Annotated in this window: 15 protein-coding genes; 7 read left to right on the forward strand and 8 right to left on the reverse strand. The window is 63.2% G+C overall.

Annotated elements, in window-relative coordinates:
* Positions 1-4: 4 nt before the first annotated feature.
* Together EPZ47_RS13900 and EPZ47_RS13905 are read left to right on the forward strand one after the other, a co-directional pair.
* On the forward strand, positions 5-1216 hold the full coding sequence (locus tag EPZ47_RS13900; protein ID WP_135845304.1) for a cytochrome c biogenesis protein DipZ: 1212 nt from the start codon (positions 5-7) through the stop codon (positions 1214-1216).
* 226 nt (positions 1217-1442) lie between these two features.
* Positions 1443-1772: a hypothetical protein gene (locus EPZ47_RS13905; protein WP_135845305.1), complete on the forward strand. Its 330-nt coding sequence runs from the start codon at positions 1443-1445 to the stop codon at positions 1770-1772.
* A 9-nt stretch (positions 1773-1781) separates the two neighbouring features.
* On the opposite strand, the gene EPZ47_RS13910 is transcribed toward EPZ47_RS13905, so the two are convergent.
* Entirely contained in the window at positions 1782-3647 is a 1866-nt protein-coding gene (locus tag EPZ47_RS13910; protein ID WP_135845306.1) for a sigma-54-dependent Fis family transcriptional regulator, read from the reverse strand.
* A gap of 344 nt (positions 3648-3991) precedes the next feature.
* On the opposite strand from EPZ47_RS13910, the gene EPZ47_RS13915 reads away from it, so the two are divergent.
* The 5 genes from EPZ47_RS13915 to EPZ47_RS13935 all read left to right on the forward strand — a co-directional run bounded on the left by EPZ47_RS13915 (position 3992) and on the right by EPZ47_RS13935 (position 9359).
* A complete protein-coding gene (locus tag EPZ47_RS13915; RefSeq protein WP_135845307.1) occupies positions 3992-5065 on the forward strand; it encodes an ATP-NAD kinase family protein in 1074 nt (357 codons plus the stop codon).
* A 3-nt stretch (positions 5066-5068) separates the two neighbouring features.
* Positions 5069-6046 (forward strand): thiamine pyrophosphate-dependent dehydrogenase E1 component subunit alpha, encoded by a 978-nt coding sequence (locus tag EPZ47_RS13920; RefSeq protein WP_135845308.1) that lies wholly within the window; start codon positions 5069-5071, stop codon positions 6044-6046.
* 35 nt (positions 6047-6081) lie between these two features.
* Positions 6082-7098, forward strand: coding sequence for an alpha-ketoacid dehydrogenase subunit beta (locus EPZ47_RS13925; protein ID WP_047228964.1), 1017 nt, complete (start codon positions 6082-6084; stop codon positions 7096-7098).
* On the forward strand, positions 7098-8210 hold the full coding sequence (locus EPZ47_RS13930; protein WP_135845309.1) for an acetoin dehydrogenase dihydrolipoyllysine-residue acetyltransferase subunit: 1113 nt from the start codon (positions 7098-7100) through the stop codon (positions 8208-8210). The genes EPZ47_RS13925 and EPZ47_RS13930 overlap by 1 nt, the downstream gene beginning before the upstream one ends.
* 84 nt (positions 8211-8294) lie before the next feature.
* Positions 8295-9359: a 2,3-butanediol dehydrogenase gene (locus EPZ47_RS13935; RefSeq protein ID WP_238346757.1), complete on the forward strand. Its 1065-nt coding sequence runs from the start codon at positions 8295-8297 to the stop codon at positions 9357-9359.
* 65 nt (positions 9360-9424) lie between these two features.
* Here the strand turns inward: EPZ47_RS13935 and EPZ47_RS13940 are convergent, their stop codons facing one another.
* The 7 genes from EPZ47_RS13940 to EPZ47_RS13970 all read right to left on the reverse strand — a co-directional run bounded on the left by EPZ47_RS13940 (position 9425) and on the right by EPZ47_RS13970 (position 14580).
* Complete coding sequence (locus EPZ47_RS13940) at positions 9425-9928, reverse strand: DUF6644 family protein (RefSeq protein ID WP_135845311.1); 504 nt, start codon at positions 9926-9928, stop codon at positions 9425-9427.
* On the reverse strand, positions 9928-10278 hold the full coding sequence (locus tag EPZ47_RS13945) for a DUF6152 family protein (protein WP_135845312.1): 351 nt from the start codon (positions 10276-10278) through the stop codon (positions 9928-9930). Before EPZ47_RS13945 ends, EPZ47_RS13940 begins: the two co-directional genes overlap by 1 nt.
* 26 nt (positions 10279-10304) lie before the next feature.
* Positions 10305-10859 (reverse strand): DinB family protein, encoded by a 555-nt coding sequence (locus EPZ47_RS13950; RefSeq protein ID WP_135845313.1) that lies wholly within the window; start codon positions 10857-10859, stop codon positions 10305-10307.
* A gap of 143 nt (positions 10860-11002) precedes the next feature.
* Positions 11003-11920, reverse strand: a complete 918-nt coding sequence (locus EPZ47_RS13955; RefSeq protein WP_135845314.1) for a dihydrodipicolinate synthase family protein — start codon at positions 11918-11920, stop codon at positions 11003-11005.
* A 145-nt stretch (positions 11921-12065) separates the two neighbouring features.
* The gene (locus EPZ47_RS13960; RefSeq protein WP_135845315.1) at positions 12066-13094 is read right to left on the reverse strand and encodes a trans-3-hydroxy-L-proline dehydratase; all 1029 of its coding nucleotides are present in this window, start codon (positions 13092-13094) and stop codon (positions 12066-12068) included.
* Positions 13095-13214: 120 nt separating this feature from the next.
* Positions 13215-13937, reverse strand: a complete 723-nt coding sequence (locus EPZ47_RS13965; protein WP_135845316.1) for an amino acid ABC transporter ATP-binding protein — start codon at positions 13935-13937, stop codon at positions 13215-13217.
* On the reverse strand, positions 13930-14580 hold the full coding sequence (locus EPZ47_RS13970) for an amino acid ABC transporter permease (RefSeq protein ID WP_135845317.1): 651 nt from the start codon (positions 14578-14580) through the stop codon (positions 13930-13932). The genes EPZ47_RS13965 and EPZ47_RS13970 overlap by 8 nt, the downstream gene beginning before the upstream one ends.
* Between the last annotated feature and the right edge of the window lie 4 nt (positions 14581-14584).

A 14584-nucleotide genomic window follows, 5' to 3' on the forward strand; every position in this document is an offset into this window, starting at 1 on the left:
TGCCATGCTTCTGATCGCTTTCCTCGGCGGGATCCTGACGATCCTCAGCCCCTGTATTCTTCCCGTGGTCCCGTTTCTGTTCGCCCGGGCCAATCGCTCGCGGGGTTCGGTGCTGCTGACGCTCGCCGGCATGGTGCTGACATTCGCCCTGGTCTCGAGCCTGGCGGTGGCCAGCAGCGACTGGGTCCTGCGCGCTAGCAGCCTGGGTCGGCAAGTCGCCCTGGGGGTGATGGTGCTGTTCGCCTTGTCACTGATGTTCAGCCGGTTCGGCACCTGGCTGGCGCGGCCGTTGGTCAGCTTGGGTAACCGGATTGATGCTGGCGCCGGACGGACCGCCGGGCCTGCCGGGGCGCTGCTGATCGGGGTGGCCACCGGGCTGCTCTGGGCGCCGTGCGCCGGACCGATCCTCGGGGTGATCCTGACCGGGGCCATGCTGCAAGGCGCCAGCGCCGAAACCAGTCTGCTGTTGCTCGCCTATGGGCTGGGCAGTGCCTTGTCGCTGGGAACATTGATCTTCGCCGGACGTGGGTTGGTCGGCCGCCTGAAGCTCTCTTTGCCGATCACCACCTGGCTGCGCCGGGGCAGTGGTGCGCTGGTGTTGCTGGTCGCTGCGGCGATTGGTACCGGTGCCGATGATCGTCTGTTGGCCAGTACCTCTTCCCAAGGCGCGGCGACCCTGGAGCAGAGCCTGCTGGAGAAGGTGCCCAAGGCCATCGATTACGTGGTCAGCAAGGCCGGCGCGGCCTCCATGCCGAGCCTCGAAGTCCAGGGCACCATGCCCTCGCTGGACGGTGCAGTGCAATGGCTGAACTCGCCACCCTTGAGCAGTGAGTCACTCAAGGGCAAGGTGGTGCTGGTGGATTTCTGGACCTATGACTGCATCAACTGCCAACGCACGCTGCCGTATGTAAACGGCTGGGCGAAGAAGTATGAAAAGGACGGACTGGTGGTGATCGGCGTCCACACGCCGGAATACGGTTACGAGAAGATCATCGACAACGTGCGCGAGCAGGTGGGCAAGCTGGGCATCGGTTACCCGGTGGCCATCGACAATCAATATGCGATCTGGCGGGCCTTCAACAACCAGTATTGGCCGGCCCATTACTTCATCGATGCCAAGGGGCAGGTGCGCTACAGCCACTTTGGCGAAGGGCGCTATGGTGAGCAGGAGCAGGTGATCCAGCAGTTGTTGCAGGAGGCGAAGGCAGGCCGGTAATTTAAATAAACATATTTAATTTCATTGGCTTAGGGATATATCCTCTACCTATTTCTAGATTGGTGTTCCGCTTGGAGAGGGGGATACCGCAGTGGCGAAGGCAAGCCGATACCTGTGGCGAGGGAGCAAGCTCCCTCGCCACAGGTGTTTCCAGCCAAGTGCTGGCCCCTTGCTCATCTTTATACCGCCAAACTTCTTTCATTTCAGAAAGTTGAGCGACAAACCTATGCGAATTTCTAAGTGGGTCGTAGCGACGTTTCTCCTGGCCGCCGTCTCGTTTGAGGCCCAGGCCAGAGCCTTGACGCCAAACCAGCAGTCTGTGTGCCGCTGGGGTTCGGACATTGCCGCAGGGGCCCAGGCGTCGAAGCTCTCCGGGGTCAGCCTGTACGGCGCGCGCAAGAAGCTGCAGGTGCGCAAGTTTTCCCGGCCCTGGATGCGCATGACCGCCTTGGGCATCACCGAGCAGACCTACAACAGCGCCTCGCGCCTCAAGCCCGCCGCAGTCAAGCAGACTTACTACGAACAATGCGTGCGTCACGAGCTGGCGCGAAGATAGCCTTCGATTTCACGCCGGGCTTCTGCCAGGCATCTCGATGCCATGTTGGTGCACTCTCCGATACAAGGTCGCTCGGGAAATCCCCAGGGCCCGAGCCGCGGCGGTGGGTTTCCAGCGGTGGCGTACCAGGGCATCGAGCAGAGCCTGGCGTTCCGGGCTGGCGCTCGGCTCCGGCCCATATGCAGCCGTGTCTGCGCTGTGCAATGACTCGGGCAGATGGCTGAGTTGGATCACATTCGCTTCGCACACCGCGCAGGCGTAACGCAGCACATGGCGCAACTGGCGGACATTGCCTGGCCACGGATAACCGAGCAGGCACTCCAGGGCCGCACCGCTCAATTGCATGGCGTCCCCGCACCGCGCCGATTCCTCTTCAAGAATACGGTTGATCAGCGCCAGTCGATCCGTGCGTTCGCGCAAGGGTGGCAACTGGAAGCGGGCGCCGCCCAGGCGAAAATACAAGTCCTCGCGAAACTCGCCAGCGGCAACCAACGTCTCCAGGTCGCGGTGGGTGGCGCAGATCACCTGAATGTCCACGGCCTTGCGACGCGATGCCCCCAGGGGCGCCACTTCGCCTTCGGCCAGCACCCGTAGCAGGCGGGTCTGCAAGGCCAGCGGCATATCGCCGATTTCATCGAGGAACAGCGTGCCGCCATCGGCCTGTTGCAACAGGCCCTGCATGCCCTTGGCCGAGGCGCCGGTGAAGGCTCCGGCGACGTAGCCGAACAACTCGCTTTCGATCAGGCTTTCGGGGATCGCTGCGCAGTTCAACGCCACGAAAGGCCGGTCACGGCGCTGGCTGGCCTGGTGCAACTGGCGGGCGAACACTTCCTTGCCGGAACCGGTTTCACCCTGGATCAACACCGGCAGGTTGCGATCCTTGACCCGCACCGCCAGGCGCAGGCTGTCGGCCAGGCGCGGGTCGATTTCGCATGGGTTCAGCGCCACCCGCGGACGCGGATTCGCTCGCCGTCGCGGCGCGCTCAAGCGCCCGTGCAGGGTCTGATCGAGCGGATAGAGACTTTCGTCGCGGGCGCGGTGCAGCAGTTGCGGATCGAAGACCTGGCTGATGTGCCCGGGTAACTGAGCGTAATGCTGCAGCAGGTACTGGCGCGCGGCCGGGTTCAGGGCTTGCAGGCAACCGTCGTCGTCCCAGGCGAACAGGAAGTCCGGTTGGCTATCGACGTAGCCGGCGTTGCGATGGGCCCGCAGCACCCAGTAGCCCTGGGCGCTGCTCATGAAAAATGCCTGTTCGATCTCCCGGGCACTTTGCACCACCATCTGCCGGATCAGATGCTGGGAGCGTCGATCATCCGGCGAGCGCACCGCCGAGACGTCCAGCACCCCGAGCAACTCGCCTTGCGGGTCGAACACCGGGGCGGCGGAGCAGGTCAGGCCGATGAAGGCGGCTCGAAAGTGGTCGCGCTTGTGCACCGTCACCGGGGCCTTGGCCGTGAGCACCGCTGCCACGCCGCAGGTGCCTTCTTCGCCCTCCGACCAACAGGTGCCCAGGTACAGCCCGGCCTTGCGGCAGTCATTGCGAATGGTGGTTTCGACCCGGTAGTCGATGGTCTGGCCCTGGGCATCGGTCAGCAACACGCAGTAATCGGCATCGCGCACCCGCCCATGCAGGCGCGCCACTTCTTCACTGGCGATATTGAGGAACAGCTCGGAACGCTCGCGGCATTGCTTGAGCACGTCCTGGGACAGGATGCGCGGGCCCTGCAGCGAACCGGGGTCCAGGTGATGTTGCTCCATGGAGCGACGCCAGGAGTCGAGGATCAGGTCCGGAACGGGCAGTTGTGGCAATTGGTCCGCGTTTTTCAGTACGCGGCTGACGCAATCCACATGCGCCCGGGAGTGAGCGGAAAGCATACGGGCCTCCGATTCAGCTTCTTATCGTTGTGCGCACATTAAGCGCCGTTCGCTGTTCGCAGACAAGCACGGCGGGCTGCCCGGAGGGCGTGAGACGCCACGTCTCAATGTCTCGCTGGAACTCCATGCAGGCTGACATGCGACGTCTCACCGAGGCGCGGTTAGCCTCATTGAACATTGCACGGTGGCCGCTCTGGACCGCGGGTTTCGCTGAATTTGTACGCAACTGGCACCGGCCTTGCTCTATGCCCTGAGCCCGCCTGACGGGTCTTCCAATAATAAAAAATCGAGGTGCTCATGGTCCCCTGCCCAGGTCATTTACCGTTTTCGTCTACGGTGACGCCATGAGCCGCCGGCCACTGACCGTAGGCATCATCGCCAACCCCGCCTCGGGCCGTGACGTGCGGCGCCTGACCGCCAATGCCGGGCTGTTTTCCAGCACCGATAAAGTCTCGGTGATCCAGCGCCTGCTGGCCGCCTTTGGCGCCACTGGCATCGAACAGGTGTTGATGCCCACCGACATGACCGGCATCGCCGCCGCTGTGCTGAAGAACAGCCACAGCCGCCAGGCCCGTAGCAGCCACTGGCCGGCCCTGGAGTTTCTGGACCTGACCCTGCGCCAGACCGTCGAAGATACCCGCCGCGCCGCGCGTCTGATGGCCGAGCGCGAGGTGGCGCTGATCGCCGTGCTCGGTGGCGACGGCACGCACAAGGCCGTCGCCGCCGAAGTCGGTGACATCCCGTTGCTGACCCTGTCCACCGGCACCAACAACGCCTTCCCTGAACTGCGCGAGGCCACCAGCGCCGGGTTGGCCGGTGGGCTGTACGCCAGCGGGCGGATCCCGGATCAGATCGGCTTGCGTCGCAATAAGCGCCTGCTGGTCTGCGATGCCGCACGGGGTTTGCGCGAAGTCGCCCTGGTGGACGTCGCCGTGTCGCCGCTGCGCTTTGTCGGTGCCCGGGCGATCAGCCGGGCACAGGACCTGGCCGAGGTGTTCGTGACCTTCGCTGAACCGCAATCCATCGGCCTGTCGGCGCTGTGCGGCTTGTGGTTCCCGGTGTCACGCCAGGCAGCGGGCGGCGCCTGGATGCGCCTGGACCCGCAATCGCCCGAAGCGCTGCTGGTGCCACTGGCCCCCGGCCTGCTGCAAGGCTGTGGCGTGCTCGCCGCCGGCCCACTGGACCCCGGCATTGCTCACGGACTGTCGTTGTCCAGCGGCACCCTGGCCCTGGATGGCGAGCGGGAAATCGAATTCAACGCGCAGGACCGGCCCACGGTCACCCTCGATGCCGGCGGCCCGCTGAGCATCGATGTCAACGCGGTACTGGCCTATGCCGCGCAACACCGTTTGTTGGCCATCGGCCGCGAACACCCGCAACACCCTCTGAATCTTCAAGAAGACACCCCAGGAGAATAAAAAATGTCGACATCGCTCAGTCACGATCAACTGCTGCATGCCTATCAGGTGATGCGCACCATCCGCGCCTTCGAAGAGCGCCTGCACGTGGAGTTCGCCACCGGCGAAATTCCCGGTTTTGTCCACCTGTATGCAGGTGAAGAGGCTTCAGCCGCAGGCGTCATGGCCCACTTGGGCGATGCCGATTGCATCGCCTCCAACCACCGTGGCCACGGTCATTGCATCGCCAAGGGCGTGGATGTCTACGGGATGATGGCCGAGATCTACGGCAAGAAAACCGGCGTCTGCCAAGGCAAGGGCGGCTCGATGCACATTGCCGATTTCGAGAAGGGCATGCTCGGCGCCAATGGCATTGTCGGTGCCGGCGCGCCCCTGGTGGTGGGTGCCGCGCTGGCGGCGCGGATGAAAGGCACCGACAGCGTCGCCGTGGTGTTCTTCGGTGACGGTGGCTCCAACGAAGGCGCGGTGTTCGAAGCCATGAACATGGCCTCGGTGTGGAACTTGCCGTGCCTGTTCGTCGCCGAAAACAACGGTTATGCCGAAGCCACGGCCTCCAATTGGTCGGTGGCCTGCGATCACATCGCCGACCGCGCCGCCGGGTTCGGTATGCCTGGGGTGACGGTGGATGGCTTCGATTTCTTTGCCGTGCATGAGGCGGCCGGGGCGGCGGTCGAGCGGGCGCGGGCCGGGGAGGGGCCATCGCTGATCGAGGTCAAGCTGACCCGCTATTACGGCCACTTCGAAGGCGATGCCCAGACCTATCGGGCGCCCGATGAGGTCAAGCATTTTCGCGAGAACCACGATTGCCTGATGCAATTTCGTGAGAGCACCACTCGCGCCGGGATGTTGGCGGTCGAGCAGTTGGACCAGATCGACAAGGACGTGGAGTTGCTGATCGAAAACGCGGTGCGCAAAGCCAAGTCCGATCCCAAGCCCACGGCGGCGGACCTGCTCACTGACGTCTACGTCTCCTATCCCTGAATGCCCTTTATAAAACAAGAATAGAGAATCTCATCATGGCGAGAAAAATCAGCTATCAGCAGGCAATCAACGAGGCCCTGGCCCAGGAAATGCGCCGCGACTCCAGCGTCTTCATCATGGGCGAGGACGTGGCTGGCGGTGCCGGCGCGCCCGGTGAAAACGACGCCTGGGGCGGTGTGCTCGGCGTCACCAAGGGGCTTTACGATCAGTTCCCCGGACGCGTGCTGGACACGCCTCTGTCGGAAATCGGTTACGTCGGCGCGGCGGTCGGGGCGGCTACCTGCGGCGTGCGTCCGGTGTGCGAACTGATGTTCGTCGACTTCGCCGGGTGCTGCCTGGACCAGATCCTCAACCAGGCGGCGAAGTTTCGCTACATGTTCGGCGGCAAGGCTTCCACGCCGCTGGTGATCCGCACCATGGTCGGCGCCGGCCTGCGCGCCGCCGCCCAGCATTCGCAGATGCTCACGTCCCTGTGGACGCACATCCCCGGGCTGAAAGTGGTGTGCCCATCGTCGCCCTACGACGCCAAGGGCTTGCTGATCCAGGCGATCCGCGACAACGACCCGGTGATCTTCTGCGAGCACAAGTTGCTCTACAGCATGCAGGGCGAGGTTCCGGAAGAGCTCTACACCATTCCCTTCGGCGAGGCCAATTTCCTGCGTGACGGCAAGGACGTGACCCTGGTGTCCTACGGGCGCATGGTCAACACCGCGATGGACGCGGCGCGCAGCCTCGCCGGGCGCGGCATCGACTGCGAAGTCATCGACCTGCGCACCACCAGCCCGATGGACGAGGACAGCATCCTCGAAAGCGTCGAGAAAACCGGGCGCCTGGTGGTGATCGACGAGGCCAACCCACGCTGTTCCATGGCCACCGACATCTCGGCGCTGGTCGCGCAAAAAGCCTTCGGTGCGCTCAAGGCCCCGATTGAAATGGTCACCGCGCCGCACACGCCGGTGCCGTTCTCCGATGCCCTGGAAGACCTGTACATCCCTGACGCGGCGAAGATCGAACAAGCCGTGCTCAACGTGATCGAGTGGAGCAAGCGCTGATGAGCCAGATTCATACCTTGACCATGCCCAAGTGGGGCCTGTCGATGACCGAGGGCCGGGTCGATGCCTGGCTCAAGGAGGAGGGCCAGGCCATCACCAAGGGTGATGAGGTGATGGACGTGGAAACCGACAAGATTTCCAGCAGCGTCGAAGCGCCGTTTTCCGGCGTGTTGCGCCGGCAGATCGCCCGGCAGGACGAAACCCTGGCGGTCGGCGCCTTGCTCGGTATTGTCGTCGACGGAGAAGCCAGCGATGCCGAGATCGATGCGGTCATCGAGCAGTTCCAGGCCAGTTTTGTGCCGGGCGATGCCGCCGCCGAAGACAGCGGCCCGAAACCGCAGAAAGTCGAATTGGACGGCCGGGTGATCCGTTATTTCGAGCGTGGCGAGGGCGGCACGCCGTTGGTCCTGGTGCACGGTTTCGGTGGCGACCTGAATAATTGGCTGTTCAATCACGAAGCACTGGCGGCCGGGCGTCGGGTCATCGCCCTGGACCTGCCGGGGCATGGCGAATCCGCCAAGACCTTGCAGCGCGGCGATCTGGACGAGCTGAGCGGCGTGGTGCTGGCCTTGCTCGATCACCTGGACATCAACGCTGTGCATCTGGTGGGGCATTCCATGGGTGGGGCGGTGTCGCTGAACGCCGCACGCCTGATGCCCCAGCGTGTGCGTTCCCTGACCTTGATCGGCAGCGCCGGCCTGGGCCCGCAGATCAATGGCGGCTATTTGCAAGGCTTTGTCGAGGCCGCCAACCGCAATGCCCTCAAGCCGCAGCTGGTGCAACTGTTTTCCAATGCCGAGCTGGTCAACCGGCAAATGCTCGATGACATGCTCAAGTACAAGCGCCTGGAAGGGGTGGACGCCGCGCTGCAGCAACTGTCAGCGACGTTGTTCGCCGATGGCCGCCAACAGGTGGACTTGCGTGAAGTGGTGCAGGCCGGCCACGTGCCGGCCCTGGTGATCTGGGGCAGCGACGACGCGATCATCCCGGCGGCCCACAGCGACGGCCTGAGCGCAAAGGTCGAGGTGCTGCCTGGCCAGGGCCACATGGTGCAAATGGAAGCGGCCGAGCAGGTCAACCGACTGATCCTCGATTTCATTGAACAGCACTGATCAAGCGGGCGGCGAAGTGATTCGTCGTCCCTACAAAATTCTGGAGGCAACGTTATGAACGTTTCAATCAAGCCTACCCGCAGCATGCGCGCCGCCGTCTGGCATGGCCGCAATGATATCCGCGTCGAAGACGTGCCACTGCCGGTCTCGCCGCCCGCCGGCTGGGTACAGATCCGCGTGCAATGGTGCGGCATCTGCGGTTCCGACCTGCATGAATACGTGGCCGGGCCGGTGTTCATCCCGGTGGACGCGCCGCATCCACTGACCGGGATCAAGGGCCAGTGCATCCTCGGCCATGAGTTCTGCGGCGAGATCGTCGAGCTGGGCGCCGGCGTCGAAGGTTTCAGCGTCGGTGAACCGGTGGCGGCCGATGCCTGCCAGCATTGCGGCACCTGCTATTACTGCACCCACGGGCTGTACAACATCTGCGAAAACCTGGCGTTCACCGGGCTGATGAACAACGGTGCGTTTGCCGAACTGGTCAATGTGCCGGCCAATCTGCTCTACAAATTGCCGGCCGATTTTCCTGCCGAGGCCGGCGCGTTGATCGAACCCCTGGCGGTCGGCATGCACGCGGTGAAAAAAGCCGGGAGCCTGTTGGGCCAGAACGTGGTGGTGGTTGGCGCCGGTACGATCGGCCTGTGCACCATCATGTGCGCCAAGGCCGCTGGCGCGGCCCAGGTGATCGCCCTGGAAATGTCCGGCGCGCGCAAGGCCAAGGCCCTGGAGGTCGGGGCCAGCCATGTGATCGATCCGAATGAATGCGATGCCTTGGCCGAAGTGCGCCGCCTGACGGGCGGCCTGGGTGCCGATGTCAGTTTTGAATGCATCGGCAACAAGCACACCGCCAAACTCGCCATCGACCTGATCCGCAAGGCCGGCAAATGTGTGTTGGTGGGCATCTTCGAGGAGCCCAGTGAATTCAACTTCTTCGAACTGGTGGCCACCGAGAAGCAAGTGCTCGGCGCGCTGGCCTACAACGGCGAGTTCGCCGATGTGATCGCCTTCATCGCCGATGGACGCCTGGACATCTCGCCGCTGGTGACCGGACGCATCCAGCTGGAGCAGATCGTTGGCCAGGGTTTCGAGGAGCTGGTCAATAACAAGGAGCACAACGTGAAAATCATCGTGTCTCCCGCACGGATCTGAGAGCGCCTGACGTGGGCGATTTGGCGATGGCCGGCAGCGGCCATCGCCTTTTTTTCAGGTGTAGTTCAGGTATAGGCCAGCAACCGACCGCAGAGAATGACCGAGGTCCATAGCATCATGGACGCCAGTGCTTGAATTCTGGCCAGGCTGGGCGCCTTGTGGCCGGTGTTCCATTGCTCGACCGAACGGTAGGTTCCAACGTGGAACAGCAGGGCATTGATGCCCGCCGCCGCAATCAGACAGAGCTTGAGCACAAAGACCTTGTTGCCGGCGAAGTCGTGGGGATGTGCGCTGAACATCATCAACCCGGCAGGCACGATCAACAGCAGGGCCGCAACGGCCCAGGGCAGCAGGTGGCGGGCCAGTGCGGTCACGGCGATGCCCGTGGACAGCCCCAGGATGCGCAGGTCGAACATCACCACCGCGCCCACCAATACCGAAAAGCCGATGATGTGCACCACTTCCACCAGTGGATAGAGCCACAGCTCGCTGCGCATGGCCAACGCCAGGGACGAATCGCCCAGCCGGTCCATCCAGCCTTGGGCTGAGCCTGCCTGGGAGGCCTGCATCAGCGCAACTCGGTGGTCTTGTTGTCGAGGGTGATGCGCTCGGCGCGCAATTCGTCGGGTTTGTTGCGGTTCGCATAGCCGACCACGGTGGCGCGGTTACCCGCTTTGAGCATGTCTTTGGTCAGTCCCCGATTCTCCATGCGTGACGGCGGGGCCAGCACGACGGTCCAGGTTTTGTCGGTGGTCTGCAAGCGCACGTAGCCATGGGGATGGGAATAGCCGGCTTCCTTGATGGTGCCTTCGAGCTCCAAGGGGTTGCTGGTGTCGTATTCGCTCCAGCCGTGGTGAGCGAGTGCTGCCGTGGTGATCAGCATCAACGCCAAACCGATGCAACGAAGGATAACGTTCATGGCAAGGTCTCCTTTGGGAGGTCGGTTCAACCGCGCAGGTATTCGCGCCAGACCCGCCGCTCATCGAGTTGAAGCCGCTGTTCCTCGTCCACGCGGAACCGACGGTCGCACTCGAGAAAAAACTCATCGAGTTGGGGCGGCTTGACGGGGGTGGCGCTGAGCAGGGTGTGGACCTGCCCACGATGATGGATCTGATGCTCGAACAGGTGCAACAGCAGCCGGTCGATTCGTTCGCGCACCACACCGTCGGCACGCACTAGGTCGACGGAGCGGGCGAGGTCGTTTTCCCGCAGGGCTTCGCAGAGCGCCACCAGCCGCTGGTCGGTTTGGGTTTGGCTTTCCCTCAACCGGGGAAAGGTCAGGGTTTCAGAAAAGTCCTTGTTCTGGCCATCTCGGTCGCCTTCGAGGGCGGTCAGGTAATAGCGGTCCACTTCCAGAATGTGGCAGAGCGTGCTTTGGATGGAGGGGAAGAAGCTGGTGCGCTCCGCGAGGTATTCGGCCTCGCTCAACTGCGCGCAGGCCGTGAGTAACCGGTGATTGGCCCACTGATTGTTCAGGGCCTGGGCCAGGAAGTAATTCATGGGGCACCTTGAATCCCTGTGGGAGCGAGCTTGCTCGCGATGATGGCGGCACATCCAGCATAGTCGATTCAGACAGACCGCTATCGCGAGCAAGCTCGCTCCCACATGGGTTTCCTTACCTACCTGGCGTGCCGGGTCGGTTCTTAAAGCCCCACATCCGGCAACACCGGCCGATTGGCCAAGGCCTTGGCCATGATCTGTTCCACATACACCCGATCCTCTTCCGGCAAGGCCAGGCGCGGTGGGCGGGTGAGGGCGCTGCCACGGCCAGCGATGGCTTCGCACAGCTTGATGCATTGCACCAGATCGGCGCGGGCGTCCAGGTGCAGGATCGGCATCAGCCATTCGTAGATCGGCATTGCCTCGGCAAAGCGCCCGGCGCGAGCCAGGCGGAAAATGGTCTCGCCTTCTTGCGGGAACACGTTGGACATACCCGAGACCCAGCCTTCGGCACCCACGGCGAGACTTTCCAGCACCACATCATCCAGGCCTGCGAACAACACAAAACGGTCACCGACTTCATTGCGCACGTCGATGAAACGCCGGGTGTCGCCGGAGGAGTCCTTGAAACACACCACGTTGTCGCAATCGGCCAGGGAAATCAGAATGTCCGGCGTCACGTCGTTCTTGTAGATCGGCGGGTTGTTGTAGACCATCAACGGCACGTCGGCATGCCGAGCGACGTAGCGGAAATGCTCGGCGGTCTCGAACGGCTTGGAGCCGTAGACCAGCGCCGGCATCAGCATGACCCCGTCGACCCCGACCTTGCGCACTGCGTTGGCAACCTTGGCCGCTTGCACACTGGTGAACTCGGCCACGCCGCAAATCACCGGCACCCGGCCCCGGGAAGCGTCCACCGCGACTTCGGTCACGGCGATTTTTTCCTCGGCGCTCAGGGAGGTGTTTTCCCCCACCGACCCGCAGACCACCAGGCCGGAAACGCCATCACGAATGACGTTGGAAATCACTTGGTGGGTTTTTTCCAGGTTGATGGAAAAGTCATCGTTGAATTGGGTGGTGACGGCAGGGAAGACGCCGCTCCAGTTGATGCGTTTGCTCATGGGTTGTCTCCGGTTAGGGTATGTGGCGAGGGGATTTGTGGGAGCAGAGCTTGCTCGCGAAACAGGCGCCCCGGTTCCACCGAAGACCGCGTTATCTTCATCGCGGGCAAGCCTTGCTCCCACAGGGGGTGTGCAAATATGGAAATCATGCGCCAGGCCAGGTATCCGACAGTCGATACCCCTGCGGCCACGGGTCGGCCGGGTCGAGCAGCAGTTGATGAGTGCCGGTGATCCACGCCCGTCCGGCGATGCACGGATAAATCGCCGGGCGCCCGGCCACATCGGTCAGGGAGTCGATACGGCAGTGGAATTCGGAGCCGATGATCGAGCGGCCGATGAACCGTTCGCCAACCTGCATCAAGCCCTTGGCATGCAGCACGGCCATGCGCGCCGAGCAACCGGTGCCGGTCGGCGAGCGGTCGATCTTGCCCGGTTGGATCACCACCGCGTTGGCGCCGGTGGCAATGCCGTTCTCCTGGACGATGGGCGCGGCGATCTGGCAGAACGAGATGTGCGACCAGTCGGGGTTCAGTGGATGCACGAAGCCCAATTGTTCGTTGGCGGCCCGGGTGATCTTCAGCCCGACGGCCACCAGCTCGGCGGCCTCAAAGGGGCGGATGGTAAAGCCCAGACGCTGGGCGTCGACGATGACAAAGCTGTCACCGCCATACGCCGTGTCCACCTGCAACGAGCCCAGGCCCTCGACTTCGATCCAGGCATCTAGACGGTCGGCGAAGGAGGGCACGTTCTTGATCTCCACCCGCTGCACCTTGCCGTCGCGGCAGTCGGCCACGGCTTCGATCAGGCCACCCGGTGCCTCCAGCACCAGGTGGGTCTGGGGTTCGGTCATGGGCAGGATGCCGCTGTCCAGCAGCACAGTGGCGACGCACAACGAGTTGGAGCCGGACATTGGCGGGGTGTCGGCCGGTTCCATGATGATCCAGGCCATGTGCGCCCGCGGGTCCTTGGCCGGCACCAGCAGGTTGACGTGGCGGAATACGCCGCCCCGGGGCTCGTTGAGGACGAAGTTGCGCAGGGTCTGGTCCTGGGCGATCCAGCGCGACTGCTCCCACACGGTGGCGCCGGGCGGTGGGGCGACGCCGCCGACGATCACGTCGCCGACTTCGCCTTCGGCGTGGCAGCTGACTACATGGATGATTTTCGATGAGCGCATGAGTCAAATCCTTGTGTTGTCTGTTCGGGCCTCATCGCGGGCAAGCCTTGCTCCCACAAAAGGTTCTGTGGTGTACACGAAACAGTGTGGGAGCGAGCTTGCTCGCGATGGGGCCATCCGTTATTTCACCGACTTGAGAAACGCCGCCGTCTCCGGCTGCAGGGGGTTGCCAATCACCTGTTCCGGCCGTCCTATCTCATGGACCCGCCCGTTGCAAAAGAACGCCACGCGGTCGGACACGTCCCGGGCGAAGCGGATCTCGTGGGTCACCAGCACCATGGTCATGCCGTCTTCGGCGAGCATGCGCATGGTGTCCAGCACTTCGCCCACCAGTTGTGGGTCGAGGGCCGAGGTGGCTTCGTCGAAGAGCATGTAGTCCGGCGACATCGCCAAGGCCCGGGCAATCGCCATGCGTTGTTGCTGACCACCGGAAAGCTTGCCGGGGAAAGCCTTGAGCTTGTCCCCCAGGCCGACGTGCTGGAGCTGTTGCACCGCCAGTGCCTCGGCCTCCTGCTGGCTTTTACCCAGCACCTTGCGCGGTGCCAGCATCACGTTTTCCAGCACGGTCAGGTGCGGAAAGGCGTTCCATTGCTGGAACACGATGCCGATCTTCTGCCGCAGGCGATTGAGGTCGGTGGCGCGATCGTGGACCTCGACGCCATCCACGCGGATGCTGCCTTTCTGGATCGGCTCCAGGCCGTTGATGCACATCAGCAGGGTCGATTTGCCGGAGCCGGAGCCGCCGATGATCGATACCACTTCACCCTTGTCCACGGTCAGGCTCACGCCCTTGACCACTTCCAGGTCACCGAAGGATTTGTGCACGTTTTCGATCTCAATCATTTTCCTGCCACCTTCTTTCCAGACGTGCGCCGAGGCGGGCGACCACCAGGCTCATGACGTAGTAAATGAGGCCCGCGATGCACAGCACCAACAGGGGTTCCTGAATGCGCGTGACAATGGTTTGCGAAGCACGGAGCAATTCGACGATGCCGATCCACATCACCAGCGCGGTGTCTTTCATCACGCCGAGCACCAGGTTCAGCCAGCCGGGAAAGGCTACCCGCGTGGCAATCGGCAGGACGATGAAACGCAAGTCCTGCAAATAACTCAGGCCCAGGGAGCGGCTGGCCCGGCGGGTGCTCAGCGGCACCGCCAGCACGCCACCGCGGACGATTTCGGTGAAGTACGCAGCGGCATAGACCCCGAGCACGATGCAGCCAACCGCGAAGGCGCTGAGGTTCAGGCCGACGATGCTCTTGAGGGAGTTGAACAGCACAAACTGGATCAACAGCGGCACGCTGCGAAACACGTCCAGCACCCAGGCCAACGGCAGGCTGGCCCGAGGCAACAGTGCTCGCAACAGGCCGAACAGCAGGCCGGCCAGGGTGCCCAGCAGGATCGACCAAACGGTCAATTGCAGCGTGACCCAGGCTCCCTCAAGCAAGTACAACAGGTCGTTAACAGTGAGGCTCGTAGAAAACATGACC

The organism is Pseudomonas viciae (assembly GCF_004786035.1).
GTDB lineage: Bacteria > Pseudomonadota > Gammaproteobacteria > Pseudomonadales > Pseudomonadaceae > Aquipseudomonas > Aquipseudomonas viciae.

What these genes read in the sequence shown, in the direction of transcription:
- EPZ47_RS13900 (WP_135845304.1), top strand. Translation starts at nt 5, where the DNA reads ATGCTTCTGATCGCTTTCCTCGGCGGGATCCTGACGATCCTCAGCCCC.
- EPZ47_RS13905 (WP_135845305.1), top strand. Translation starts at nt 1,443, where the DNA reads ATGCGAATTTCTAAGTGGGTCGTAGCGACGTTTCTCCTGGCCGCCGTC.
- EPZ47_RS13910 (WP_135845306.1), bottom strand. Translation starts at nt 3,647, where the DNA reads ATGCTTTCCGCTCACTCCCGGGCGCATGTGGATTGCGTCAGCCGCGTA.
- EPZ47_RS13915 (WP_135845307.1), top strand. Translation starts at nt 3,992, where the DNA reads ATGAGCCGCCGGCCACTGACCGTAGGCATCATCGCCAACCCCGCCTCG.
- EPZ47_RS13920 (WP_135845308.1), top strand. Translation starts at nt 5,069, where the DNA reads ATGTCGACATCGCTCAGTCACGATCAACTGCTGCATGCCTATCAGGTG.
- EPZ47_RS13925 (WP_047228964.1), top strand. Translation starts at nt 6,082, where the DNA reads ATGGCGAGAAAAATCAGCTATCAGCAGGCAATCAACGAGGCCCTGGCC.
- EPZ47_RS13930 (WP_135845309.1), top strand. Translation starts at nt 7,098, where the DNA reads ATGAGCCAGATTCATACCTTGACCATGCCCAAGTGGGGCCTGTCGATG.
- EPZ47_RS13935 (WP_238346757.1), top strand. Translation starts at nt 8,295, where the DNA reads ATGCGCGCCGCCGTCTGGCATGGCCGCAATGATATCCGCGTCGAAGAC.
- EPZ47_RS13940 (WP_135845311.1), bottom strand. Translation starts at nt 9,928, where the DNA reads ATGCAGGCCTCCCAGGCAGGCTCAGCCCAAGGCTGGATGGACCGGCTG.
- EPZ47_RS13945 (WP_135845312.1), bottom strand. Translation starts at nt 10,278, where the DNA reads ATGAACGTTATCCTTCGTTGCATCGGTTTGGCGTTGATGCTGATCACC.
- EPZ47_RS13950 (WP_135845313.1), bottom strand. Translation starts at nt 10,859, where the DNA reads ATGAATTACTTCCTGGCCCAGGCCCTGAACAATCAGTGGGCCAATCAC.
- EPZ47_RS13955 (WP_135845314.1), bottom strand. Translation starts at nt 11,920, where the DNA reads ATGAGCAAACGCATCAACTGGAGCGGCGTCTTCCCTGCCGTCACCACC.
- EPZ47_RS13960 (WP_135845315.1), bottom strand. Translation starts at nt 13,094, where the DNA reads ATGCGCTCATCGAAAATCATCCATGTAGTCAGCTGCCACGCCGAAGGC.
- EPZ47_RS13965 (WP_135845316.1), bottom strand. Translation starts at nt 13,937, where the DNA reads ATGATTGAGATCGAAAACGTGCACAAATCCTTCGGTGACCTGGAAGTG.
- EPZ47_RS13970 (WP_135845317.1), bottom strand. Translation starts at nt 14,580, where the DNA reads ATGTTTTCTACGAGCCTCACTGTTAACGACCTGTTGTACTTGCTTGAG.